The sequence below is a fragment of the Pseudomonas sp. FW305-25 genome (assembly GCF_017351415.1).
GTDB lineage: Bacteria > Pseudomonadota > Gammaproteobacteria > Pseudomonadales > Pseudomonadaceae > Aquipseudomonas > Aquipseudomonas chlororaphis.
The window spans coordinates 25096-48510 of the sequence record NZ_JACNDE010000045.1; the positions used below are offsets into that span (position 1 = coordinate 25096).

Below are 23415 nucleotides of genomic sequence, written 5' to 3' on the forward strand. Positions count from 1 at the left end.
GCAGGCGGGCCGGGTCGGCCGATCGTTGATATCATCCAGCTATTACTGGCTGGCAGGGACGCTACGCAATGCACCGACCTCATGACCTCGACTGGAAAACCCTGGGCGTCTGCCTGTTACTGCTGGCGGCGGCCCCGGCGTTCGCCGCCAATCAACCCTGCTCCGGCAAGAAGGGCGGGATCGCCGGTTGCGACGGCGAGCTGTTTTTGTGCAACGACGGCTCCATCAGCGGCTCCAAGCAAAACTGTTCCGCGCGCTACGGCAACCCAGGCCAGGCCGCGCGTCCGCAAAGCCTGTTGCGCAGCAGCGACGGCTGCTCCTGTGGCAGTGGCAGTTTCTGCACCGGGCCACGGGGCGGGGTCTATTGCCTGACCCCGAGCGGCAGCAAAAGCTACAAGCGCAAATAACCCGCGCTGACACCGATTGGACAGCCCCGGGCGCCTCTACTAGCGTTGCCGGCACGGCGCCGCCGGGGGCCGCTTTCGGGGACAACACGGATGGACAAACAGCAAGCCAAGCGCCAAGTCATCGCCAGCCTCGAGGCCGGGCGCTCCAAGGGCGAAACCTTTGCCGCGTTCGCCGGCAGCGGGATCAAGGAGCGGCTGCTGGCGTTCTGGATCGCGGCCTATTCCGACCCCGCGCTCTATGCCCGGCACCGGCGCAAAATCCAGCTCCTGCTGGCGGTGATGTTGCTGCAGGCGGTGGTCGGCGCGGTGGCCGGGTTCTTCCTCGGCTCGGTCATCGGCCCCAAGGCTGCCTGGGTATTCGCGCTCTTGGGTGGCCTGGTGCCGCTGCTGTTTGCCTGGGGCTTCCATAAACCTTCGGCGAACGCCTACACCTTCTATGCCCTTCTGACCCTGTCACAATTCCCGCGGTTGTTCGAAGGTTATGCCGAGGACCCGTTGGGGACCCTGATCGGCGCGGCCATTACCTTGGGGGTGGTGTTTTTCGCGATGTACGTGCGCAGCCTGATCTTTCCGGATTTCGCTTTTATCGGGCCGCGCAAGGTCAAGGGCCGCTACGTGTTTTCCAGTTAGGGCAGGGCGGCGCAAGGCGCATTCCAGAGCCTTGCGCTTTGCTTGGCCCAGATCAATGTTGTTGTTCGACAAACCTACTAGATTGGCCCGGTGTTCAGCCCCGAGGAGCTGGCGTCGCGCAACCGTGATCAGGGTCGATGACCAGGTTCACGGCGATGCACAGCAGGACGCTGGCATTCCTCTTCACTCAAGGACGAATTTCCTGATGCGCCATACCGAACGAACCTTCGATATCCAGCCGCTGCAACAGGCGGATATGACCATCAGCCTCAATGGCCAGCCGGTGACGGCGGCGATTGGTGAAACCGTACTCAGCGTCATCCAGTCCCTCGGGCTGCGTCAGGTGGCGCGCAACGACCACGGCCAGCTGGCCGGCGCCTATTGCGGCATGGGCGTGTGCCATTGCTGCCTGGTGCAGATCGACGGCCGGCACAAGCGCCGGGCCTGCCAGACCCAGGTGCGGCCAGGCATGCAGGTACAGACCGAAGTCAACCGCATCATTGCCGCGCAGGAGGTGCTATGAGCCTCAATCCACTGATCGTCGGCGGCGGCCCCGCGGGCATGGCCGCGGCCATCGAACTGGCCGAGCACGGGGTGCGCAGTACCCTGATCGACGAGGCCTCGCGCCTGGGCGGCGTGGTCTATCGCGGACCGCTGCGCGACGGCGTGCAGTTGGACTATCTGGGGCCGCGTTATTGCGAAGCCCTGGCGAAACTGCACGGCGCCTTTTCCGACTGCGAACAGATGATCGATGTGCGCCTCAACCACCGGGTGGTGGGGGCCGAAGGCAAGGGCAGCCTGGTCCTGCTGGATGCCGACGAGCAACTGCAGGAAGTGGCCTATCCGCAGTTGCTGCTGGCCGCCGGTTGCCATGAACGCAGCGTGCCGTTTCCCGGCTGGACCTTGCCCGGGGTGATGCTGCTGGGCGGCTTGCAGTTGCAGATCAAGAGCGGCGTGGTCAAGCCGCGCGGGCCGGTGGTGATCGCCGGCAGCGGGCCGTTGCTGCCGCTGGTGGCCTGCCAACTGCACGCCAGCGGCGCGAACGTGGCGGCGGTCTACGAGGCCTGCACCTTTGGCCGGATCGCCAAGGAAAGCCTGGCGCTGCTGAACAAGCCGCAGCTGTTCCTCGACGGCCTGAGCATGCTCGCCTACCTCAAGCTGCACCGCATTCCCGTGCATTACGGCTGGGGCGTGGTCGAGGCCCAGGGCGCGGGCGGGCTGGAAAGCGTCAGCGTGGCGCCGTACTCGGCGCGCTGGGAGCCGGACCTGAGCCGCCTGCAACAGGTCGCCGCGCAGACCCTGGCGGTGGGCTACGGCTTTATCCCGCGCACCCAGCTCAGCCAGCAGATGGGCCTCAACCACGGCTTCAGCCATGACGGCTACCTGCGCGCCACGGCCAACGTCTGGCAGCAAAGCAGCGAGCCGCACATTCACCTGGCCGGCGACATGGGCGGGATTCGCGGCGGCGAGGCGGCGATGCTCACCGGGCGCATCGCCGCGCTGTCGATCCTGATGCAGCGCGATGTGCTGAGCAACGAGGAGGCCCTGGCGCGGCGCCAGAAGTACCAGAACAAACTGGCCTCCATCACCCGTTTCCGCGCCGCGGTAGACCGCTACACCGAACGCGGCACCGGGCAGATCGAACTGCCGGCCGCCGACACCCTGATCTGCCGTTGCGAACACGCCACCCGTGGCGATATCGACCGCGCCCTGGAGCAGGGCGTGCAGGACATGGCCAGCCTGAAGATGCGCACCCGGGTGAGCATGGGCGACTGCCAGGGCCGCATGTGCGTGGGCTATTGCAGCGACCGCCTGCGCCAGGCCACCGGGCGCCAGGACGTGGGCTGGCTGCGCCCGCGTTTCCCCCTGGACCCGATTCCTTTTTCCGCCTTCCCTCAACCGAGCAAGGATGCTGTGAATCATGAGTAAGTTCTACGACGTGGTCATCGCCGGCGGCGGTGTGATCGGCGCTTCCTGCGCGTACCAGTTGTCCAAGCGCAAGAACCTGCGGGTGGCGTTGATCGACGCCAAGCGTCCGGGCAATGCCACCCGTGCCTCGGCCGGCGGCCTGTGGGCCATCGGCGAGTCGGTGGGGCTGGGCTGCGGGGTGATCTTCTTTCGCATGATGTCGGCGCGCAACAAGCACCAGGCCCAGGGTTCGGCGGTGCTGGTGGACTCCAGCACGCCGCATATCCTGCCGCAGTCGTTCTTCGACTTCGCCCTGCAATCCAACGGCTTGTACCCGCAGTTGCATGAAGAACTGCGCGAGCGCCACGGCATGGACTTCAAGTTCGAGCGCACCGGGCTGAAGTTCGTGATCTACGACGACGAGGACCGGCTCTACGCCGAGCACATCGTGGCCTGCATCCCGCACCTGTCCCATCAGGTGCGCTGGCTCGACCAGGCGGCGCTGCGCCAGGCGGAACCGAATGTCAGCCATCACGCCCAGGGTGCCCTGGAATTCCTCTGCGACCACCAGGTCAACCCGTTCCGCCTGGCCGACGCCTACACCGAAGGCGCGCGGCAGAACGGCGTGGACATGTACTTCAACACCAACGTCACCGGAGTGCTGCACCAGGGCAGCCGGATCAGCGGGGTGCAGACGGCGGAGGCGGGGCTGTTCCATTGCGACACCCTGATCAACGCCGCCGGCGCCTGGGCCGCCGAGCTGAGCCTGCAAGCCACCGGCGCGAGCATTCCGGTAAAACCGGTCAAGGGCCAGATCCTGCTCACCGAGCGCATGCCGCAACTGCTCAACGGTTGCCTGACCACCAGCGACTGCTACATGGCGCAGAAGGACAACGGCGAGATCCTGATCGGCAGCACCACCGAGGACAAGGGCTTCGACATCAGCACCACCTACCGGGAAATCCAGGGCCTGGTGCAGGGCGCGGTGCGCTGCGTGCCGCAGCTCGAACAGGTCAACCTCAAGCGTTGCTGGGCCGGCCTGCGCCCGGGCTCGCCGGATGAACTGCCGATCCTCGGGCCAATGTGCGGGGTAGAGGGTTACCTCAATGCCTGCGGGCACTTCCGCACCGGCATCCTGACCTCGGCGATCACCGGGGTGCTGCTGGACCGGTTGGTGAATGAGGAGCCGTTGCCGCTGGACATCACGCCGTTCCTCGCCGAGCGTTTCGGCTTGCAGGCGGTGGCGCCGTTGCAGGTGGCGCTGGCCTGAGGCATCGCGTCTCCCTGAAGTTTTTCGCGAGCAAGCTCGCTCCTACAAAGGTCGCGTTGTACATGAAGTCGAGAACGACGCAGTCCTCTGTAGGAGCGAGCTTGCTCGCGATGAACCTGAACGGTGACGCGGTGCTGCGGTAACACCGCGCCGCCTGGTGGCCTCAAACCATCGGCGTACTGACAAACAACGCCAACCCTTCGGCATACTCCGCAAACGCCTTGACCCTTGGAAACCGCGCGGCATCCAGGTGCTCGGCCACCAGCAGCTGGGTAAAGCTCCAGGCCACGGCCAGGCTGATACCGGCCTGATCGATATCGCCATCGGTGGCCAGCGGGCGTTTCTCCAATTCTTTTTCCAGCTCGCCATAAGCCGCCGCCAGCTGCCCGCGAACCCGCTCCAGCCACGGTTCGTGCCGCTTCTCGGCGGGGCGCAGCTGGTACTCGTAGTAGATCTGCACCGACTTCTCGCACGCCGCCAGCGCCAGGCCGATCAGCCGCAGGTCGTGGGCCCGCGCCTGGGGCGCCGCCGGCAACAGGCTGCGGCCGGCCAGGGCTTCCAGGTAGTCGATGATCAGGCACGAATCCATCAGCACCGTGCCGTCGTCGCAGATCAGGGTCGGCGCCTTGACCACCGGGTTGATGCGCTGGAACTGCTCGAAAGTGCGAAACACCGACAACGCCTCATGCTCGAACGGGATCTCCAGGCGCTTGAGGGTAATGGCGACACGGCGAACATAGGGTGAATCGAGCATACCGATGAGTTTCATTGAGCATTTCCTTGTGCGGAACAACGAGACAGGGGGAGGGCCGCGGCTAATTTAGCGGCAAATGTTGGGGGTTGGCTATCGGGGGCTGGTGATTGCTGTCAATCACCGATGACCTGTGTTTCAGGTGTAATGAGGCGAGGGTGAACGTTCTCGGGCAGCCTGTCGCAGGGGGCTGAAACATGCGAGCGGTTATATGAGTACGAAGTTGTAAGAGGACCGCCAGGCACTGCTACCTGTGTATCGTCGATAACGATTGGAAACCCGCAGCCAAGTGTTGCACTGCGGGTTTAAGCGTACGAAGCGATATCGGCTGAGTTCTATCGTTGCAGTGTGACAGGCCCGATAAAACGCCGTGCATCTCACTGCGCTTGTTTATTTCTCACTCCAGGCGATTGCCTTATTGAACGCCTCATAGGTTTCCGACTCGATAAACTCCGCGGTCGGAACGATCTTGAGTGATTTCAGCAGGTCCTCGACATTGTCCTGCTGCCCGACTTGAACGAAGAACTGCTGGATACTGCTCATCTCGCTGTTGGTCAGGCTGCCCAGGAAGTTCTTTCCCTGGTAGTTCTCGGCTACATAAAAGCTGTAGTTATTGTTGCCGACCCTGGACTTGTATATCGACGTCAAGCCACCGGCGCCCAAGGTGATTTTACCGTCGCTTTCCTCTTTCATCTCTCGGGCGATAGTGTCGTGATCCGTTTCTCCCGCATTCTTGGTGCCGCCGAAAAACTGCGGCATGCCGCCATACACGAGATTGGCGCGTTTAATGGGGAAGTAGAGGTAGCCATTATCCTCGTCTTCGGAATACAGAAGAATTGCGTATGCTTTGTCGGTCATGATGCGCTCCTTGCGTGAGTTTGAACCTCAAACTTCCCTGGCACTGCGAGGGACTTGTCCTGATGCCCATGACCAGCACTTGATTGAACGGCGCAAGCACGAGTGTGCTGTGGAGCATCCGTTACCCAGCGTAGGTGAGCGACGTACCCGGTGCCGGTCTTTCGGATGAACAGCAGGCCAGGGCGAGGGAGCCGCCAAACGGACTCGTAGCGGAGTGCGGCAGCGCTATTGTTTAGGGAGCAATGGCTGAACATCGGCAGGAGAAGCGCTATGCATCCCACCCGAACTGCCCTTGTCCTTGCCGGTGGTGGCAGCCTTGGGGCTGTCCAGGTGGGGATGCTGCGGGCGCTGCTGGAAAAGCATGTGGTGTTCGACCTGGTGGTCGGCGCGTCGGTCGGTGCCCTCAATGGCGCCTACTTTGCCGCCAGGCCCAATGCCCGCGGGGTCGCCGAATTGGCCGATTTCTGGCGTGGCTTGCGCAAGGCCGATGTGTTTCCGTTTTCCTTGATTGACGCGCTGTCTTCCCTGCTCAAGCGCCGCGGCTGCCTGTTGCCTTCGTCGGCGCTGGCGAGCCTGGTGCGCCGGGTGCTGCCGGTGACCCGCATCGAAGACACCGAATTGCCCCTGCATATCGTCACCACCAACCTGCTCACGGGCGCCGAGGAGCTGTTGTCCAGCGGCAGCGTCGAGCAGGCCCTGCTGGCCAGTGCCGCGATTCCGCTGGTGTTTCCGTGGGTGCAGATCGGCGACAAGCTGCTGGTCGACGGTGGTGTCGCCAGCAACACCCCGATCGCCGCGGCGGTGTCGCTGGGCGCGACCCGGGTCATCGTGGTGCCGACCGGATTCGGTTGCGCCTGCCCACAACCGCCGAGCGGCTTGATCGCCCTGGCCTTGCACACCCTGAACCTGATGAGCATGCGCCAGCTGGTGCGGGACATTGAGCTGTATTCGCCACAGGCGGCGATCCATGTGGTCGCGCCCTTGTGCCCGCTGGGCATTTCGGTGTTCGACTTCAGCCAGACCGAGCAACTGCTGCAACGGGCCCACCAGCAGACCCTGGCCTGGGTCGAAGAGGGCGGCCTGCTGCGTACCGGCGTGCCGGGGGCGTTGCAGGCGCATACGCACGCGGCGGGGTGAGGGTCAGTCCTCGAACCCCGCCTGCTCGTGAATCTCGTCGACCTTCAGTTCCAGGCGGTAGGCCACGGCGATGAACAGCGCCTGGCACAGGCACAAGGTCGCGCTCAAAGAACGGAAGGCGAAGGAGCTGCCTTCGTTGACCAGCAGCACGCTGTTGGCACGCTTGGCCAGGGGCGACAGGTTGCTGTCGGTGATGATCAGCGTCTTGGCCTGGTGGTGCTGGGCGATCCGCAGGCAGTGCTGGGTTTCCTTGGCATAGGGGGTGAAGCTGATGGCGATCACCAGGTCGTTGGGGCGGATGCTGCGCATCTGCTCGCGGTAGCTGCCGCCCAGGCCCGACACCAGGTGGATGCGCTTGTTGGTGTGCTGCAGGTTGTACACCAGGTAGTCGGCCACGGCGAAGGAGCGGCGCACCCCGACCACGTAGATGTTGTCGGCGTTGACCACCAGGTCCACGGCCTTGTCGAAGGCCGCGTCGTCCAGCTCCAGGCCCAGGCGCTCGATGCCCGACAGGGTGGCGTTGATGCACTCGCGCGCCAGGTCGCCGCCGCTGGCCTTCTGCGACTTGTTGGCGATCATGCTGCGGATGCGCTGCTGGTAGTTCTGTACCGGGGTGGTCTTGTGGGTGTAGGCCTCGCGAAACAGCGCCTGCATTTCGCTGAAGCCGCTGAAGCCGAAGCGCTGGGAGAAGCGCACGATGGCCGAGGGGTGCACCTCGCATTCGCCGGCGATGTCGCTGATGCGGTCGACCATGATCCGGTCGCTCTGCTGGCTCATGTAGCTGGCGATGCGCTTGAGCTGGCGCGGCAGGCTTTCGTATTCCTGGGTGATCAGCTGCAGCAGGCGCTCGGCATTGATCGGGGGGCTGGCGAGGTCGCTGTCTTGCGGGCTCTCGGTCGTGGCCGGCTGATCGGTGCGGGACATAGGCAATCCTTCTGTGCTTACTGGCTTGTACTTAATGGGAGCGGGCTGGTTGATCCACTCCCTGACAATAGGTGGGCTGTGCGCAGTCTACAGGGTCGGCGCGGGGAAAATCTTGAGCCGCGCGGCCACGGGACGCTTGCTGAAACGATGCAGGCTGCCTGGAGCGGCCTTGAAAAAGTTTATTGGAAAAAATATTCCACGTAAAAAATTTATAGAAAAAATATTGATTGGCGACGGTGAACGTTTTAGTCTGCATCCACCAAGAGCGTTCGGCGCCTTCCTCGGTGCCACGCGCAGGCTGATAAAAATAACAGGAGCCAGCATGGGCCAGACTCGTTTTGCCAGTGGGCGTCAATTGGATCTGATTTGCCTCGGACGCCTGGGCGTCGACCTTTACGCACAGCAGGTCGGGGCCCGGCTGGAGGATGTCACAAGCTTCGCCAAATACCTCGGCGGCTCCTCTGCCAACATCGCCTTCGGCACCGCGCGCCTGGGCTTGCGCTCGGCGATGCTGAGCCGGGTCGGCGACGATCACATGGGGCGTTTCCTGGTGGAGTCCCTGGCCCGCGAAGGCTGCGACGTCAGCGCGATCAAGGTCGACCCGCAGCGCCTGACCGCCCTGGTCCTGCTCGGGCTCAAGGACCGCGAGACCTTCCCCCTGGTGTTCTATCGCGAGAACTGCGCCGACATGGCCCTGCGCGCCGAGGACATCAATGAAGCCTTTATCGCCTCCAGCAAGGCCTTGCTGATCACTGGCACCCATTTCTCCACCGACGGCGTGTACCAGGCCAGCCTGCAGGCCCTGGAGTACGCCGAGCGGCACGACGTCAAGCGCGTGCTCGACATCGACTACCGCCCGGTGCTCTGGGGCCTGGCGGGCAAGGCCGACGGCGAGACCCGGTTTGTCGCCGACCAGAACGTCAGCGCCCATGTGCAGAAGATCCTGCCTCGCTTCGACCTGATCGTCGGCACCGAAGAAGAGTTCCTCATCGCTGGCGGCAGCGACGATCTACTCAGCGCCTTGCGCACCGTGCGCTCGCTGACCGCCGCGACCCTGGTGGTCAAGCTCGGCCCCCAGGGCTGCACGGTGATCCACGGGGCGATCCCGGCGCGCCTGGAGGACGGCGCGATCTACCCCGGGGTGCGGGTCGAAGTGCTCAATGTGCTGGGGGCGGGCGATGCCTTTATGTCCGGCTTCCTCAGTGGCTGGCTGGAGGACGCCAGTGACGAGCGCTGCTGCCAGCTGGCCAATGCCTGCGGCGGCCTGGTGGTGTCGCGCCATGCCTGCGCGCCGGCGATGCCGACCCGCGCCGAGCTGGACTACCTGTTCAACAGCCCGGTGCCCATCACCCGGCCGGACCAGGACAGCACCCTGCAGCGCCTGCATCAGGTCAGCGTGCCGCGCAAGGCCTGGAAGCAGCTGTTCATCTTCGCCTTCGACCACCGCGGGCAGTTGGTGGAACTGGCGCAGAAGGGCGGGCGCGAGCTCAGGGCCATCGGCCAGCTCAAGCAGCTGTTTATCCAGGCCGTGGAGCGGGTCGAGGCGGACTTGCGCGCGCAGGGCGTCGAAGCCGATGTCGGCCTGCTGGCCGATCAGCGTTTCGGCCAGGATTCGCTGAACGCCGCCACCGGCCGTGGCTGGTGGGTGGCGCGGCCGGTGGAAGTCCAGGGCTCGCGGCCGCTGGCTTTCGAACACGGGCGTTCGATCGGCAGCAACCTGATCGCCTGGCCCCAGGAGCAGATCATCAAGTGCCTGGTGCAATACCACCCGGACGACGAGCCGTTGCTGCGCCTGGAGCAGGAAGCGCAGATCAAGGGCCTGTACCAGGCGTCCCAGGTCAGCGGCCATGAGCTGCTGCTGGAAATCATTCCGCCCAAGGACCACCCCTCGACTCACCCGGACGTGCTCTACCGCGCCCTCAAGCGCCTGTACAACCTGGGCATCTTCCCGGCCTGGTGGAAGATCGAGGCGCAGAGCGCCGAGCAGTGGCAGCGGCTCGACGAGCTGATCGAGGAGCGCGATCCCTATTGCCGTGGCGTGGTGCTGCTGGGCCTCAACGCCCCGGCGGCGACCCTGGCCGAGGGTTTCCGTCAGGCCGGTAACAGCCGCACCTGCCGCGGCTTCGCCGTGGGCCGCACGATTTTCCATGAACCGAGCCGGGCCTGGCTGGCCAGCGAGATCGACGACGAAACCCTGATCCGCCGGGTGCAGGCGACCTTCGTCGAGCTGATCGATGCCTGGCGCACGGCCCGACCCCAAACGCAAATCCGAACGTAAACCTGGCACAAATCCCTGTAGCCGCTGCCGAGCGTAGCGAGGCTGCGATCGAGCGCGTAGCGCTCGCAAAACCTGACAACGCGTAGTGTCAGGTACAACGCTTGCGGTGGCTGCGCCACCGATCGCAGCCTCGCAGGCTCGGCAGCGGCTACAGCAGTAGGTACGAGGCCGGGAATTTTTCAGAACTGCTTTAGAAAACAATAAAAGGTGCAGCCATGCCCGCAATCCGAATTGGCATCAACCCGATCTCCTGGAGCAACGACGACCTGCCGTCCCTCGGCGGCGAAACGCCGTTGAGCACCGCGCTGAGCGAGGGCAAGGAGATCGGCTACGAAGGTTTCGAGCTCAACGGCAAGTTCCCCAAGGATGCCAAGGGCGTCGGCGATGTGCTGCGGCCTTATGACCTGGCGCTGGTCTCGGGCTGGTATTCCAGCCGCCTGGCCCGGCGCTCGGTGGCCGAGGAGATCGACGCCATCGCCAGCCATGTGCAGTTGCTGGCGCAGAACGGCGCCACCGTGCTGGTCTACGGCGAGGTCGCCGACTCGATCCAGGGCCAGCGCATTCCCCTGGTGGAGCGCCCGCGTTTTCACAGCCAGCAGGCCTGGCAGGAATACGCCGACAAGCTCACCGAGCTTGCGCGTTTCACCCTGTCCCAGGGCGTGCGCCTGGCGTACCACCACCATATGGGCGCCTACGTCGAATCGCCGGCGGACATCGACCAGTTGATGAGCCTGACCGGCAGCGAAGTCGGCCTGCTGTTCGATTCGGGCCACTGCTACATGGGCGGCGGCGAACCGCTGGACGTGCTGCGCAAGCACATCGGGCGCATCTGCCACGTGCACTTCAAGGATGTGCGCAAGCCGGTGGTGCAGCTGGCGCGCAACCACCTGTGGAGTTTCCCCGACTGCATCATCAACGGCACCTTCACCGTGCCGGGGGATGGCGACATCGATTTCGCCGCGCTGCTGGACGAGCTGCTGGCCGCCGATTACCAGGGCTGGCTGGTGGTGGAGGCCGAGCAGGACCCGGCGGTGGCACCGAGTTATGTCTACGCGAAGAAGGGTTATGACACCTTGCGCGCGCTGCTTAACGAGAGGACTGGACAATGAGCCTGCTGGTAAAAAGCGCGGCCAAGGGCCGGACCATGGTGCAGTTGGCCGAGGGCCGGTTGCAGTACGTCGGGTTCGCCGCCTACCGCCTGAGCCTCGGCGAAAGCCTGCCGGTCAATGCCGGCGACCGGGAGTTGTGCCTGGTACTGCTCAGCGGGCGCATCGGCATCCAGGGCGAGGCGCCGGGGCAGGGCGCGTTCGGCTGGGACAACCTCGGCGACCGGCAATCGGTGTTCGAGGACAAGTCGCCCTTCGCCGTCTACCTGCCGCCCGGCAGCCAGGCCCAGGTCACGGCCCTGAGCGATGTGCAGATCGCCGTCTGCGCCGCGCCCGGCGCTACTGTAAAAAGCTCCGCCACCAACGGCCTCGGCCCCCGGCTGATCCTTCCCGAGAGCATGAAGCGCAGCGTGCGCGGCAAGGGCGCCAACACCCGCTATGTCTGCGACATCCTGCCGGACAGCGAGCCGGCCCATTCGCTGCTGGTGGTGGAGGTGCGCACGCCGTCCGGGCATTCCTCCAGCTACCCGCCGCACAAGCACGACACCGACGACCTGCCGCACCAGAGCTTTCTCGAAGAGACCTATTACCACCAGGTCAACCCGCCCCAGGGCTTCGTGTTCCAGCGCGTCTACACCGACGACCGCAGCCTCGACGAGGCCATGGCCGTGGAGCACGGCGACCTGGTGGTGGTGCCCAAGGGTTACCACCCGGTCAGCGTGCCCTATGGCTACGAGTCCTATTACCTGAACGTCATGGCCGGGCCCAAGCGGGTCTGGCAGTTCCATAACGATCCGCGGCACAGCTGGCTGCTGGATCTGTGATTTCCAGCATCTCAATTCCAACATTCGAACGGAGAACAAGAACAATGAGTGACGCCCCGGTAATCGGCCATTACATCGACGGTCAGGTGCAAGACAGCGGCGAGCGCTTCGCCAACGTGTTCAACCCGGCCACCGGCCGCTTGCAGGCCCAGGTCGCCCTGGCCAGCCAGAAGACCGTGGACGAGGCCGTCGCTTCGGCAATGAAAGCCTTCCCGGCCTGGTCCGAGCAGTCGGCGCTGCGCCGTTCGCGGGTGATGTTCAAGTTCAAGGAACTGCTGGACCAACACCACAACGAGCTGGCCGAGATCATCACCCGCGAGCACGGCAAGGTGCTGTCCGACGCCCATGGCGAAGTGACCCGCGGCATCGAGATCGTCGAGTTCGCCTGTGGCGCGCCGAGCCTGCTGAAAACCGACTTCAGCGACAACATCGGCGGCGGCATCGACAACTGGAACCTGCGCCAGCCCCTGGGCGTGTGCGCCGGGGTCACCCCGTTCAACTTCCCGGTGATGGTGCCGCTGTGGATGATCCCGCTGGCCCTGGTCAGCGGTAACTGCTTCATCCTCAAGCCGTCGGAGCGCGACCCGTCCGCCAGCCTGCTGATGGCGCGCCTGCTGACGCAAGCCGGGCTGCCCGATGGCGTGTTCAACGTGGTCCAGGGCGACAAGGCGGCGGTGGACGGGCTGTTGCAGCACCCGGACATCGAAGCGATTTCCTTTGTCGGTTCGACGCCGATCGCCGAGTACATCCACCGCCAGGCCACGTCCCGCGGCAAGCGCGTGCAGGCCCTGGGCGGGGCGAAGAACCATATGATCGTGATGCCCGATGCCGATCTGGACCAGGCCGCCGATGCGCTGATCGGCGCGGCCTACGGCTCGGCCGGCGAGCGCTGCATGGCGATCTCCATCGCTGTGGCGGTGGGCGAGGTGGGCGACCGGCTGATCGAGAAACTACGGCCGCGCATCGACCAGCTGAAAATCGGCAACGGCATGCAGGGCGACAGCGACATGGGGCCGCTGGTGACCGCCGAGCACAAGGCCAAGGTCGAAGGTTTCATCGACCAGGGCGTGGCCCAGGGCGCGCAACTGCTGGTGGACGGCCGCGGCTTCAAGGTGCCGGGGGCGGAGCAGGGCTTTTTTGTCGGCGCCACCCTGTTCGACGGCGTGACCACGGAGATGAGCATCTACCAGGAGGAAATCTTCGGCCCGGTGCTGGGCATCGTCCGGGTGCCGGATTTCGCCAGCGCGGTGGCGCTGATCAACGCCCATGAATTCGGCAACGGCGTGTCCTGCTTCACCCGCGACGGCGGCGTGGCCCGGGCCTTCGCCCGCGGCATCAAGGTCGGCATGGTCGGCATCAACGTGCCGATTCCGGTGCCCATGGCCTGGCATTCCTTCGGTGGCTGGAAGCGTTCGCTGTTCGGCGACCACCATGCCTACGGCGAGGAAGGCCTGCGCTTCTACAGCCGCTACAAGAGCGTGATGCAACGCTGGCCGGACAGCATCGCCAAGGGCCCCGAGTTCAGCATGCCGACCGCCAAGTAAAGCCCTTCAACCCGTTGCCCTGGAGAACAAGAATAATGAGCCAGCCCCTGCGTTTCGCCCTGAATCGTATGGTTGCCCCACGTTTGAGCCTGCCGGCGTTCATCGAGCTGGCGGTGGCCCTGAAAGCCGATGCCATCGAGATCCGCAATGACCTTGCGGGCGTGGAGATCGAAGACGGCACACCGCCGCAACAGGTGCGCCAGTTGTGCGCGACCCACGGCATCCAGGTGCTGTCGATCAATGCGCTGTACCCCTTCGATGTCTGGAACGCCGAGCGTCGCGCCCAGGCCCTGAAGCTCGCCGCCTATGCCCGCGACTGTGGCGCCCGCGGCCTGGTGATGTGCCCGCTGAACGACCGCGCCGATGCGCGCAGCGACGCCGAGCGCGGCGCCGGTTTGCGCACCGCCTTGACGGAGTTGGCGCCGATCCTGCGCGAGCATGGGATTCTCGGTTTTATCGAGCCCCTGGGTTTCGAGGAATGTTCTCTGCGGCGCAAGCGCACCGCGGTGGAGGCGATCCGCGCCATCGGCGGGCTGGATGTGTTTCGCCTGGTGCACGACACCTTTCACCATCACCTGGCCGGCGAGCAGGAATTCTTCCCCGAGCTGACCGGGCTGGTGCATATCTCCGGGGTCGAGGACCGCGAGGCGCCCCTGGCGAGCATCCGCGACGGCCACCGGGTGCTGGTGGGCGAGGGCGACATCCTCGGCAACGCGGCGCAGATCGAGACCCTGCTCGAGCGCGGCTACAGCGGCCACCTGTCGTTCGAACCCTTCGCCGACAGCGTGCATGGGCTGGCGGATATCCAGCGGGCGATCGGCGCCAGCATCGACCACCTCAAGCAGGCCCTGGCATAACACCGTTCCCTGTAGCCGCTGCCGCAGGCTGCGATCGACCGCGTAGCGGGCGCGCTCTTCAAGATCGCCGAAGGTCCTGCGGACCTTATCGCAGCCTGCGGCAGCGGCTACAGAGCAGCAACCTTCACCCTATTCAAAGGTGCAGATATGACTACGACACGACTGACCATGGCCCAGGCCCTGGTGAAATTCCTCGACAACCAGTACGTCGAGATCGATGGGGTGCAGAGCAAGTTCGTCGCCGGGATCTTCACCATTTTCGGCCACGGCAACGTGCTCGGCCTGGGCCAGGCCCTGGAGCAGGACAGCGGCGAGCTGCTGGTGCATCAGGGCCGCAACGAGCAGGGCATGGCCCACGCCGCCATCGGTTTCGCCAAGCAGCACCTGCGGCGCAAGATCTACGCCTGCACCTCGTCGGTGGGCCCGGGGGCGGCGAACATGCTGACTGCCGCGGCAACTGCCACCGCCAACCGCATTCCCTTGTTGCTGCTGCCCGGCGATGTCTACGCCAGCCGCCAGCCCGACCCGGTGCTGCAACAGATCGAGCAGTTCCACGACCTGAGCATCAGCACCAACGATGCCTTCAAGGCGGTGAGCAAATACTGGGACCGCATCAACCGTCCCGAGCAGTTGATGACCGCGGCGATCCACGCCATGCGTGTGCTCACCGACCCGGCGGAAACCGGCGCGGTGACCCTGGCCTTGCCCCAGGATGTGCAGGCCGAGGCCTACGATTACCCGGATTACTTCCTGCAGAAACGCGTGCACCGCATCGAGCGCCGGCCGGCCACCACGGCCATGCTCGAGGATGCCGTGGCGGCCTTTGCCGGCAAGCGCAAGCCGCTGATCGTCTGTGGCGGCGGGGTCAAGTACTCCGGGGCCAACCAGGCGCTGCTGGCGTTTGCCGAAAGCTTCGGCATTCCCTTCGCCGAGACTCAGGCCGGCAAGAGCGCGGTGGTCTCCAGCCACCCGCTGAATGTCGGCGGCATCGGCGAGACCGGTTGCCTGGCGGCCAACCTGCTGGCGAAAGAGGCGGACCTGATCATCGGCATCGGCACCCGCTACAGCGATTTCACCACCGCCTCGAAGTCGCTGTTCCGCGCCGATGCGCAGTTTCTCAACCTCAATATCAGCCCCTGCGATGCGCTGAAGCTCGACGGCGTGCAGCTGCTGGCGGATGCCCGGGAAGGCCTGAACGGGTTGGCCGAAGCCCTGGCGCGCAGCGACTACCAGGCCGCCTGGGGCGAACAGATCGACCAGGCGCGGGCGCAGCTGGACGTGGAGGTGGACCGGGTCTATCAGGTCGAATACCACGCCGACGGCTTTGTCCCGGAGATTAACGACCATATGGACCCGGCGGTGCTGCGCGAATTCATCGAGCTGACCGGTTCCTGCCTGACCCAGAGCCGGGTGCTGGGGGTGCTCAACCAGACCCTGGCCGACGATGCGGTGATCGTCGCCGCCGCCGGCAGCCTGCCCGGCGACCTGCAACGCAGCTGGCGCAGCAAGGGGGTCAACACCTACCACGTCGAGTACGGCTATTCCTGCATGGGCTACGAGGTCAACGCGGCCCTGGGGGTCAAGCTCGCCGAACCCCAGCGCGAGGTCTACGCCCTGGTGGGCGACGGCTCCTACCTGATGCTGCATTCGGAGCTGGCCACCTCGATCCAGGAGCGGCGCAAGATCAACGTGGTGCTGCTGGACAACATGACCTTCGGCTGCATCAACAACCTGCAGATGGAACACGGCATGGACAGCTTCGGCACCGAGTTCCGTTTCCGCAACCCCGAGACCGGCAAGCTCGACGGCGGCTTCGTGCCGGTGGATTTCGCCATGAGCGCGGCGGCCTATGGCTGCAAGACCTACAAGGTCAAGACCGTGGCAGAGCTGCAGGCGGCCCTGGCCGATGCGCGGACCCAGACGGTGTCGACCCTGATCGATATCAAGGTCCTGCCCAAGACCATGATCCACAAGTACCTGTCCTGGTGGCGGGTCGGGGTGGCGCAGGTGTCCACCAGCGCCCGTACCGACGCGGTGGCCAAACAACTCAACGAACGCCTGGCCAAGGCCCGGCAGTACTGATCGCTCGAATAACAACAGGCTCGAACAACCTATTGCTCGAACAAAAAACAGGAGTGCATTCATGTCTTTGAAACTGGGCGTCATCGGTACCGGGGCCATCGGCCAGGACCATATCCGTCGTTGCAGCCAGACCCTGCTGGGCAGCCAGGTGGTGGCGGTCACCGATATCAATCTTGCGCAGGCGGCGAAGGTGGTGGCCGAGCTGAAGATCGCCGCCGAGGTGTATCCCGACGGGCATGCGCTGATCAAGGCGCCGGAAGTCGAGGCGGTGCTGGTTACCTCCTGGGGGCCGAGCCATGAAGAGTTCGTGCTGGCCGCCATCGCCGCCGGCAAGCCGGTGTTCTGCGAGAAGCCGCTGGCGGTGACCGCCGCCGGCTGCCGCAAGATAGTCGAGGCCGAGATGGCCCACGGCAAGCGCCTGGTCCAGGTGGGCTTCATGCGCCCCTACGATGCCGGCTACCGCGCCCTGAAGGCGGTGATCGACAGCGGCCGGATCGGCGAGCCACTGATGCTGCACTGCGCCCACCGCAACCCGCGGGTCGGCGAGAACTACAAGACCGACATGGCGATCACCGACACGCTGATCCATGAGCTGGACGTGCTGCGCTGGCTGCTGGCCGACGACTATGTGTCGGTGCAGGTGGTGTTCCCGCGCAAGTCGAGCAAGGCATTGGCGCACCTGCGCGATCCGCAAGTGGTGCTGCTGGAAACCGCCAAGGGCACGCGCATCGACGTCGAGGTGTTCGTCAACTGCCAGTACGGCTACGACATCCAGTGCGAAGTGGTGGGCGAGACCGGCATCGCCAAGTTGCCGGAGCCGTCCCAGGTGCAGCTGCGCAGCGAGGCCAAGCTGTCCAACACGATCCTGATGGACTGGAAGGACCGCTTTATCGCCGCCTATGACGTCGAGCTGCAGGCCTTTATCGACGGAGTGCGGGCCGGGCAGGTCGGTGGCCCTTCGGCCTGGGACGGCTATGCCGCGGCGGTGGCCGCCGATGCCTGCATCGAGGCGCAGAACAGCGGGCGGATCGTCAAGGTCGAGCAACCGCCGCGCCCGGCGTTCTATGGCTGATTCTGTAGGAGCGGCCGGTTGCCCGCGATGGACGTTAACGATGATGCGGTCTGTCTGGAACAACGCGGCGCATCCGACTCCATCGCGAGCAAGCTTCGCTCCTACAAGGGACACAGCAACTTTGTAGCCGCTGCCGAAGGCTGCGATCCCGACCGAAGGGCGCGCAAGGCCTCAAGATCGCTGAAGGCCTTCGGCCTTATCGCAGCCTGCGGCAGCGGCTACAGGTCACCACTTCAGATTCGGGGAGAACACTAAAATGCGCATCGCACTGGACCCCTACATGTACCGCCACCTGCCGCTGGGCCAGATGACCGACAAGGCCGCCGAACTGGGCTATCAGTACATCGAGCTGTCGCCGCGTGAGGATTTCCTGCCGTTCTACAAGGCGCCCCGGGTCGACCGGGCGCGGATCAAGGCGTTTCGCAAGGCCCTCGGCGACAGCGGGGTGCAGCTCTCTTCGCTGTTGCCGATGTACCACTGGGCCGCCGCCGACGAAGGTTTGCGCGTGGCGGCGGTGCGCAACTGGAAGCGGGCGATCCAGATCGCCGTGGAAATGGACTGCGAGCTGGTCAACAGCGAGTTCACCGGCCAGTCGGACAACCCGCTGGTGTGCGAGAACCAGTTCATGCGCTCCATGGACGAGTTGATCCCGGAGTTCGAGCGCGAGGGCATCAAGCTCGATATCCAGGCCCACCCCTATGATTTCTGCGAGCGCAACAACGAGTCGGTGGACATCATCCGCGGCTTCGACCGGGACTGGATCAACTACCTGTACGCGGCGCCGCACACCTTCTTTTACGACGACGGCAAGGGCGACATCGCCTCGATGCTCAAGTACGCGGGCAGCAAGCTCAGCCACCTGATCATCGCCGACACCTACAACCACAAGGCGTCGTCGAGCCTGCGCTATATCGTCAACCCGCCGGGCGTCACCGCCACCGTGCACCAGCACCTGGACATCGGCCAGGGCGAGGTGGACTGGACGGCGTTCTTCGATACCCTGCGCGAGATCCAGTTCGACGGCATCGCCACGGTCTCGGTGTTCGCCTGGGAAGACCGCCCGGACGAATCCAACCGGATGATGCTGGAGCGGGTCAGCAGCGAGCTGTGCCGTTGAAACGAGCCCTGTGGCCTGACGAGCCAAGGCGGCCGGTATTTCACATACCGCCCTTTGTAGGAGCGAAGCTTGCTCGCGATGGACGTTAACGATGACACGTATTTTCTGACGAAACGCGGCGCCCTCGGGTTCATCGCGAGCAAGCTTCGCTCCTACAGCAATACGGCGGGTTCTATATAAGGAGGGCTTTGCGATGCGCATTGGTTTGGTGGGTTACGGCCATGGTGGCCGACATTTTCACGCGCCGCTGATTGCCAGCCTGCCCGGCGCGACCTTCGTCGGCGTGGTCACCCTGTCGGCCGAGCGCCGGCAGTTGCTGGCGGCGGAGCACCCCGGGGTGCGGGCCTTCGACAGCATCGAGCAACTGGTCGCGGCCGGGATCGACGGGCTGGTGATTTCCACCCCGCTGGAGGGTCGTGCGGCGCTGGTGCTGGAAGCCATCGAGCGCGGTGTCCCGGTGGTCAGCGACAAACCCTTCGCCAGCGACCTCGAACAGGCCAAGGTGCTGATCGAGGCCGCGCAAACCCGTCGGGTGCCGCTGAGCGTGTACATGAACCGGCGCTGGGACTCGGACTTCCTCACCCTGCGCAAGCTGATCGCCAGCGGCGCCCTGGGCAGCGTCAGCCGCTTCGAGTCGCGGGTCGAGCGCTATGTGCCGCAGGCCGTGGGCAATACCAGCGGCGGCGGGTTCCTGCGCGACCTCGGCAGCCATCTGGTGGACCAGGCCTTGCAGCTGTTCGGCCCGGTGACCCGGGTCTACGCCGAATTGCAGTACGCCCCCCAGGCGCCGACCTGCGACTACGGTTTTTTTCTCGCCCTGAGCCATGCCAATGGCGTGGTTTCACATTTATCCGGTAGTTGTCTGCAGAACTGCCAGGGGCCACGGTTCCGGGTCAGCGGTTCGGCCGGAAGCTATACGGTCGAGGGCCTGGATGGCCAGGAGCAGGCGCTGGTCGCCGGCCTGTCGCCGCAGACCGAGGGCGAGCGCTGGGGCGTCGAGGAACACCGTCGCTGGGGCTGGTTCGAGCAGGGCGAGATCCGTGAGCGGGTGGCTTCCGAGCGGGGCGACTGGTTGCAGTTCTATAAACAGTGGCAGGCGGCGCTGCAAGGGCAGGGGCCGCTGCCGGTGACCGCGGCCGAGGCCCTGGCCACCACCCGCGTGCTGGACGCCGCGCGCCTGAGCTGGCGCCAGCGCCAGGTGGTGGAAATGGCCGATTTCCGGTTGCAGAATGAATTTGGAATAAAATTCTAAAATGAGTTGATATAGAAATTATTTTCCAATAAAGTCATTTCCAGGTTGCCGACTAGCAGGGTTTCGCCAGCGTCACAGGCCGATTTCAGATCCGCCTTGAACCGAGTGAAACCCGCCAACAAAAACAAAACAGGTACCGTCGATGAAAACCTTCAGTTCCGTTGTGCACCTGCTTCGCCGCGCATTGCCGCGCCGCCATCCATTGTCCAGTCGAACACCTCGCCAAACACCCCGGCATGCCTTTGTCGTCCAGTCCCTGGTCCGCCTGCTTTGCGTCGAACGCAAGGGCGCGCTGGTGTGCTGCATGCCCGGCGCGCCGATCGTGCGTCTGCCTCACTGAGTGGTTTCTGCGCCTTATCCATAAAACCTACAAGAATGTGGAGAAAGACCTTTCATGAAGACCAAGACCCGTTTCGCCACGCTTGCCCTGTCCCTGCTGCTGGGCAGCGGCACGGCGTTCGCCGACCTGAAGATCGGCGTGAGCATGTCGCAGTTCGACGACACCTGGCTGACCTACCTGCGTGAATCCATGGACCACAAAGCCAAGTCGCTGCCGGACGGCGTCACGCTGCAGTTCGAGGACGCCCGGGCCGACGTGGTCAAGCAGCTGAGCCAAGTGGAAAGCTTTATCAGCCAGAAGGTCGACGCCATCGTGGTCAACCCGGTGGACACCGCGGCGACCCGCAAGATCACCGAAGCGGCGGTCAAGGCCGGGATTCCGCTGGTCTACGTCAACCGCCGGCCGGACGACCTGAACCTGCCCAAGGGCGTGGTCACCGTGGCCTCCAACGACCTGGAGGCCGGGCAGATGCAGATGCAGTACCTGGCCGACAAGATGGGCGGCAAGGGCGAGGTGGTGATCCTGCTGGGCGACTTGGCGAACAACTCCACCACCAACCGCACCAAGGGCGTCAAGGAAGTGCTGGCCAAGTACCCGGGGATCAAGGTCGAGCAGGAACAGACCGGGATCTGGCTGCGGGACAAGGCCATGACCCTGGTCAACGACTGGCTGACCCAGGGCCGCCAGTTCGATGCGGTGGTGGCCAACAACGATGAAATGGCCATTGGCGCCGCCATGGCGCTGAAACAGGCCGGGGTGGAGAAGGGCAGCGTGCTGATCGCCGGGGTCGACGGCACGCCCGATGGCCTGCGCGCGGTGCAGAAGGGCGACCTGGCGGTCTCGGTGTTCCAGGATGCCAAGGGCCAGGCCGACGGCTCGATCGACACCGCGGTGAAGATGGCCAAGCACGAGCCGGTGGAGCAGGCGGTGTGGGTGCCGTATCGCCTGATCACCCCGGAAAACGTCGCCCAGTTCAAATAAGCCCGGTTCAAATAGCCCGTCCGTTCCATCAACAACCATAAGCCGGCGGGGTGGCCCAGCTGCCCCGCGGATGGAGTACCTGATCATGTTCGCTTCAGCGACTGCTTCGAGCATCCCGACGACGGCTGTGCAGCCCGCCGCTCAGTCTGCCCAGTCTGTGTCCGAGCAGCAGCCTTACCTGCTGGAAGTCATCAACGTCAGCAAGGGTTTCCCCGGGGTTGTCGCCCTGTCCGATGTGCAGCTGCGGGTGCGCCCCGGCACGGTGCTGGCGCTGATGGGGGAGAACGGCGCGGGCAAGTCGACCCTGATGAAAATCATCGCCGGGATCTACCAGCCGGACGCCGGCGAGCTGCGCCTCAAGGGCCAGCGGGTGAGTTTCGAGACGCCGCTGGCGGCCTTGCAGGCGGGGATCGCGATGATCCACCAGGAACTCAACCTGATGCCGCACATGAGCATCGCCGAGAACATCTGGATCGGCCGCGAGCAGCTCAACGGCCTGCACATGGTCGATCACCGCGAGATGCACCGCTGCACCGCACTGCTGCTGGAACGCCTGCGGATCAACCTCGACCCCGAGGAGCAGGTGGGCAACCTGAGCATCGCCGAGCGGCAGATGGTGGAGATCGCCAAGGCGGTGTCCTACGACTCCGACATCCTGATCATGGACGAGCCGACCTCGGCCATTACCGAGAAAGAGGTGGCGCACCTGTTCTCGATCATCGCCGACCTCAAGGCCCAGGGTAAGGGCATCATCTATATCACCCACAAGATGAACGAAGTGTTCGCCATCGCCGATGAAGTGGCGGTGTTCCGCGACGGCGCCTACATTGGCCTGCAACGGGCCGACAGCATGGACGGCGACAGCCTGATCTCGATGATGGTCGGCCGCGAACTGAGCCAGTTGTTCCCGGTGCGCGAGAAGCCCATAGGCGAGCTGCTGATGTCGGTGCGCGACCTGCGCCTGGACGGGGTGTTCGAGGGCGTGTCCTTCGACCTGCACGCCGGGGAGATCCTCGGCATCGCCGGGCTGATGGGCTCGGGCCGCACCAACGTGGCCGAGACGATTTTCGGCATCACCCCCAGCGACGGCGGCGAGATCCGCCTTGACGGCCAGCCGGTGCGCATCAGTGATCCGCACATGGCGATCGAGAAGGGGTTTGCCCTGTTGACCGAGGACCGCAAGCTCAGCGGCCTGTTTCCCTGCCTGTCGGTCCTGGAAAACATGGAGATGGCGGTGCTGCCGCACTATGCCGGCAACGGTTTCATCCAGCAGAAGGCCCTGCGCGCCCTGTGCGAGGACATGTGCAAGAAGCTGCGGGTCAAGACCCCGTCCCTGGAGCAGTGCATCGACACCCTGTCCGGCGGCAACCAGCAGAAGGCCTTGCTCGCGCGCTGGCTGATGACCAACCCGCGGGTGCTGATCCTCGACGAACCGACCCGCGGCATCGACGTCGGCGCCAAGGCCGAGATCTACCGGCTGATCGCCTACCTCGCCGGCGAAGGCATGGCGGTGATCATGATTTCTTCGGAGCTGCCGGAAGTGCTGGGCATGAGCGACCGGGTGATGGTCATGCATGAGGGTGAGCTGATGGGCACCCTCGACCGCGCTGAAGCGACCCAGGAGAAGGTCATGCAACTGGCTTCGGGGATGTCCCTGGTCCACTAGCCGGCAAACGTATCAAGGCCATCGGCGAGGTGTGTTCGCCGCCGGCCATACAAGAAGAAGGTGAAGGCTTATGAACGCGATACTGGAAAACAAACCCGCGGCGGCGCCAGCCAGAACGCGCCGGCGCCTGCCCACCGAGCTGAGCATCTTCCTGGTGCTGATCGGCATCGGCCTGGTGTTCGAGCTGTTCGGCTGGATCGTGCGCGACCAGAGCTTCCTGATGAATTCCCAGCGCCTGGTGCTGATGATCCTGCAGGTGTCGATCATCGGCCTGCTGGCCATCGGCGTGACCCAGGTGATCATCACCACCGGCATCGACCTGTCGTCCGGCTCGGTGCTGGCGCTGTCGGCGATGATCGCCGCCAGCCTGGCGCAGACCTCGGACTTCACCCGCGCGGTGTTCCCGTCGCT

22 protein-coding genes and 1 pseudogene are annotated in these 23415 nt (G+C 64.7%); 19 read left to right on the plus strand and 4 right to left on the minus strand.

The window, feature by feature from the left end:
• Nucleotides 1–68 precede the first annotated feature (68 nt).
• From J4E58_RS28245 to hcnC, 5 genes are all read left to right on the plus strand, one after another.
• On the plus strand, nt 69–407 hold the full coding sequence (locus J4E58_RS28245) for a hypothetical protein (protein WP_087087956.1): 339 nt from the start codon (nt 69–71) through the stop codon (nt 405–407).
• Between the two features lie 90 nt (nt 408–497).
• Nucleotides 498–1037: a hypothetical protein gene (locus J4E58_RS28250; protein ID WP_087087954.1), complete on the plus strand. Its 540-nt coding sequence runs from the start codon at nt 498–500 to the stop codon at nt 1035–1037.
• Between the two features lie 205 nt (nt 1038–1242).
• Nucleotides 1243–1560: a cyanide-forming glycine dehydrogenase subunit HcnA gene (hcnA, locus tag J4E58_RS28255; protein WP_007930720.1), complete on the plus strand. Its 318-nt coding sequence runs from the start codon at nt 1243–1245 to the stop codon at nt 1558–1560.
• Nucleotides 1557–2966, plus strand: a complete 1410-nt coding sequence (gene hcnB / locus J4E58_RS28260; RefSeq protein WP_053260721.1) for a cyanide-forming glycine dehydrogenase subunit HcnB — start codon at nt 1557–1559, stop codon at nt 2964–2966. The genes hcnA and hcnB overlap by 4 nt, the downstream gene beginning before the upstream one ends.
• Complete coding sequence (gene hcnC, locus J4E58_RS28265; protein ID WP_087087952.1) at nt 2959–4215, plus strand: cyanide-forming glycine dehydrogenase subunit HcnC; 1257 nt, start codon at nt 2959–2961, stop codon at nt 4213–4215. Before hcnB ends, hcnC begins: the two co-directional genes overlap by 8 nt.
• Nucleotides 4216–4378: 163 nt before the next feature.
• On the opposite strand, the gene J4E58_RS28270 is transcribed toward hcnC, so the two are convergent.
• Together J4E58_RS28270 and J4E58_RS28275 are read right to left on the minus strand one after the other, a co-directional pair.
• A complete protein-coding gene (locus J4E58_RS28270; protein WP_087087950.1) occupies nt 4379–4984 on the minus strand; it encodes a glutathione S-transferase in 606 nt (201 codons plus the stop codon).
• A gap of 372 nt (nt 4985–5356) precedes the next feature.
• The gene (locus J4E58_RS28275; protein ID WP_087087948.1) at nt 5357–5824 is read right to left on the minus strand and encodes an NUDIX hydrolase; all 468 of its coding nucleotides are present in this window, start codon (nt 5822–5824) and stop codon (nt 5357–5359) included.
• Nucleotides 5825–6094: 270 nt separating this feature from the next.
• Here J4E58_RS28275 and J4E58_RS28280 point away from each other — a divergent pair, with 270 nt between their 5' ends.
• A complete protein-coding gene (locus tag J4E58_RS28280) occupies nt 6095–6961 on the plus strand; it encodes a patatin-like phospholipase family protein (protein WP_087087946.1) in 867 nt (288 codons plus the stop codon).
• 3 nt (nt 6962–6964) lie between these two features.
• On the opposite strand, the gene J4E58_RS28285 is transcribed toward J4E58_RS28280, so the two are convergent.
• Both J4E58_RS28285 and J4E58_RS28290 read right to left on the minus strand, forming a co-directional pair.
• Nucleotides 6965–7885: a MurR/RpiR family transcriptional regulator gene (locus tag J4E58_RS28285; protein WP_053260725.1), complete on the minus strand. Its 921-nt coding sequence runs from the start codon at nt 7883–7885 to the stop codon at nt 6965–6967.
• 87 nt (nt 7886–7972) lie between these two features.
• Nucleotides 7973–8209, minus strand: a complete 237-nt coding sequence (locus J4E58_RS28290) for a hypothetical protein (protein ID WP_143481866.1) — start codon at nt 8207–8209, stop codon at nt 7973–7975.
• Between J4E58_RS28290 and iolC the strand changes: the two genes are divergently transcribed.
• The 13 genes and pseudogenes from iolC to J4E58_RS28355 form a co-directional block, all read left to right on the plus strand.
• Nucleotides 8208–10163 (plus strand): 5-dehydro-2-deoxygluconokinase, encoded by a 1956-nt coding sequence (iolC, locus tag J4E58_RS28295; RefSeq protein ID WP_087087944.1) that lies wholly within the window; start codon nt 8208–8210, stop codon nt 10161–10163. The genes J4E58_RS28290 and iolC overlap by 2 nt on opposite strands.
• Nucleotides 10164–10378: 215 nt before the next feature.
• Nucleotides 10379–11272 carry a myo-inosose-2 dehydratase gene (iolE, locus tag J4E58_RS28300; protein ID WP_087087942.1) on the plus strand — a complete coding sequence of 298 codons (894 nt, stop codon included), beginning with the start codon at nt 10379–10381 and terminating at the stop codon, nt 11270–11272.
• Nucleotides 11269–12093: a 5-deoxy-glucuronate isomerase gene (gene iolB / locus J4E58_RS28305; protein ID WP_087087940.1), complete on the plus strand. Its 825-nt coding sequence runs from the start codon at nt 11269–11271 to the stop codon at nt 12091–12093. The genes iolE and iolB overlap by 4 nt, the downstream gene beginning before the upstream one ends.
• 44 nt (nt 12094–12137) lie before the next feature.
• Nucleotides 12138–13637 (plus strand): CoA-acylating methylmalonate-semialdehyde dehydrogenase, encoded by a 1500-nt coding sequence (locus J4E58_RS28310; RefSeq protein WP_087087938.1) that lies wholly within the window; start codon nt 12138–12140, stop codon nt 13635–13637.
• A 35-nt stretch (nt 13638–13672) separates the two neighbouring features.
• Nucleotides 13673–14494, plus strand: coding sequence for a TIM barrel protein (locus J4E58_RS28315; RefSeq protein ID WP_087087936.1), 822 nt, complete (start codon nt 13673–13675; stop codon nt 14492–14494).
• Between the two features lie 147 nt (nt 14495–14641).
• Nucleotides 14642–16576: a 3D-(3,5/4)-trihydroxycyclohexane-1,2-dione acylhydrolase (decyclizing) gene (iolD, locus tag J4E58_RS28320; RefSeq protein ID WP_087087934.1), complete on the plus strand. Its 1935-nt coding sequence runs from the start codon at nt 14642–14644 to the stop codon at nt 16574–16576.
• A gap of 61 nt (nt 16577–16637) precedes the next feature.
• Nucleotides 16638–17648 carry a Gfo/Idh/MocA family protein gene (locus J4E58_RS28325; RefSeq protein ID WP_087087932.1) on the plus strand — a complete coding sequence of 337 codons (1011 nt, stop codon included), beginning with the start codon at nt 16638–16640 and terminating at the stop codon, nt 17646–17648.
• Between the two features lie 256 nt (nt 17649–17904).
• Nucleotides 17905–18765: a sugar phosphate isomerase/epimerase family protein gene (locus J4E58_RS28330; protein ID WP_087087928.1), complete on the plus strand. Its 861-nt coding sequence runs from the start codon at nt 17905–17907 to the stop codon at nt 18763–18765.
• Between the two features lie 193 nt (nt 18766–18958).
• Entirely contained in the window at nt 18959–20017 is a 1059-nt protein-coding gene (locus J4E58_RS28335; protein ID WP_087087926.1) for a Gfo/Idh/MocA family oxidoreductase, read from the plus strand.
• Between the two features lie 142 nt (nt 20018–20159).
• Entirely contained in the window at nt 20160–20357 is a 198-nt protein-coding gene (locus J4E58_RS28340; RefSeq protein ID WP_009043385.1) for a hypothetical protein, read from the plus strand.
• A 54-nt stretch (nt 20358–20411) separates the two neighbouring features.
• The gene (locus J4E58_RS28345) at nt 20412–21338 is read left to right on the plus strand and encodes a sugar ABC transporter substrate-binding protein (RefSeq protein WP_007923640.1); all 927 of its coding nucleotides are present in this window, start codon (nt 20412–20414) and stop codon (nt 21336–21338) included.
• Between the two features lie 85 nt (nt 21339–21423).
• A complete protein-coding gene (locus tag J4E58_RS28350; RefSeq protein WP_087089287.1) occupies nt 21424–23004 on the plus strand; it encodes a sugar ABC transporter ATP-binding protein in 1581 nt (526 codons plus the stop codon).
• A 70-nt stretch (nt 23005–23074) separates the two neighbouring features.
• Nucleotides 23075–23415: pseudogene (locus J4E58_RS28355) on the plus strand (ABC transporter permease); the annotation flags it as partial.

Bases quoted from the DNA above. Each gene is read 5' to 3' on its own strand.
- J4E58_RS28350 (WP_087089287.1), top strand. From the start codon at position 21,424: ATGTTCGCTTCAGCGACTGCTTCGAGCATCCCGACGACGGCTGTGCAG.
- J4E58_RS28310 (WP_087087938.1), top strand. From the start codon at position 12,138: ATGAGTGACGCCCCGGTAATCGGCCATTACATCGACGGTCAGGTGCAA.
- iolB (WP_087087940.1), top strand. From the start codon at position 11,269: ATGAGCCTGCTGGTAAAAAGCGCGGCCAAGGGCCGGACCATGGTGCAG.
- hcnC (WP_087087952.1), top strand. From the start codon at position 2,959: ATGAGTAAGTTCTACGACGTGGTCATCGCCGGCGGCGGTGTGATCGGC.
- J4E58_RS28275 (WP_087087948.1), bottom strand. From the start codon at position 5,824: ATGACCGACAAAGCATACGCAATTCTTCTGTATTCCGAAGACGAGGAT.
- J4E58_RS28290 (WP_143481866.1), bottom strand. From the start codon at position 8,209: ATGCTGGCTCCTGTTATTTTTATCAGCCTGCGCGTGGCACCGAGGAAG.
- J4E58_RS28330 (WP_087087928.1), top strand. From the start codon at position 17,905: ATGCGCATCGCACTGGACCCCTACATGTACCGCCACCTGCCGCTGGGC.
- iolE (WP_087087942.1), top strand. From the start codon at position 10,379: ATGCCCGCAATCCGAATTGGCATCAACCCGATCTCCTGGAGCAACGAC.
- hcnA (WP_007930720.1), top strand. From the start codon at position 1,243: ATGCGCCATACCGAACGAACCTTCGATATCCAGCCGCTGCAACAGGCG.
- J4E58_RS28280 (WP_087087946.1), top strand. From the start codon at position 6,095: ATGCATCCCACCCGAACTGCCCTTGTCCTTGCCGGTGGTGGCAGCCTT.
- J4E58_RS28340 (WP_009043385.1), top strand. From the start codon at position 20,160: ATGAAAACCTTCAGTTCCGTTGTGCACCTGCTTCGCCGCGCATTGCCG.
- iolC (WP_087087944.1), top strand. From the start codon at position 8,208: ATGGGCCAGACTCGTTTTGCCAGTGGGCGTCAATTGGATCTGATTTGC.
- J4E58_RS28285 (WP_053260725.1), bottom strand. From the start codon at position 7,885: ATGTCCCGCACCGATCAGCCGGCCACGACCGAGAGCCCGCAAGACAGC.
- J4E58_RS28270 (WP_087087950.1), bottom strand. From the start codon at position 4,984: ATGAAACTCATCGGTATGCTCGATTCACCCTATGTTCGCCGTGTCGCC.
- J4E58_RS28335 (WP_087087926.1), top strand. From the start codon at position 18,959: ATGCGCATTGGTTTGGTGGGTTACGGCCATGGTGGCCGACATTTTCAC.
- J4E58_RS28245 (WP_087087956.1), top strand. From the start codon at position 69: ATGCACCGACCTCATGACCTCGACTGGAAAACCCTGGGCGTCTGCCTG.
- hcnB (WP_053260721.1), top strand. From the start codon at position 1,557: ATGAGCCTCAATCCACTGATCGTCGGCGGCGGCCCCGCGGGCATGGCC.
- iolD (WP_087087934.1), top strand. From the start codon at position 14,642: ATGACTACGACACGACTGACCATGGCCCAGGCCCTGGTGAAATTCCTC.
- J4E58_RS28325 (WP_087087932.1), top strand. From the start codon at position 16,638: ATGTCTTTGAAACTGGGCGTCATCGGTACCGGGGCCATCGGCCAGGAC.
- J4E58_RS28315 (WP_087087936.1), top strand. From the start codon at position 13,673: ATGAGCCAGCCCCTGCGTTTCGCCCTGAATCGTATGGTTGCCCCACGT.
- J4E58_RS28250 (WP_087087954.1), top strand. From the start codon at position 498: ATGGACAAACAGCAAGCCAAGCGCCAAGTCATCGCCAGCCTCGAGGCC.
- J4E58_RS28345 (WP_007923640.1), top strand. From the start codon at position 20,412: ATGAAGACCAAGACCCGTTTCGCCACGCTTGCCCTGTCCCTGCTGCTG.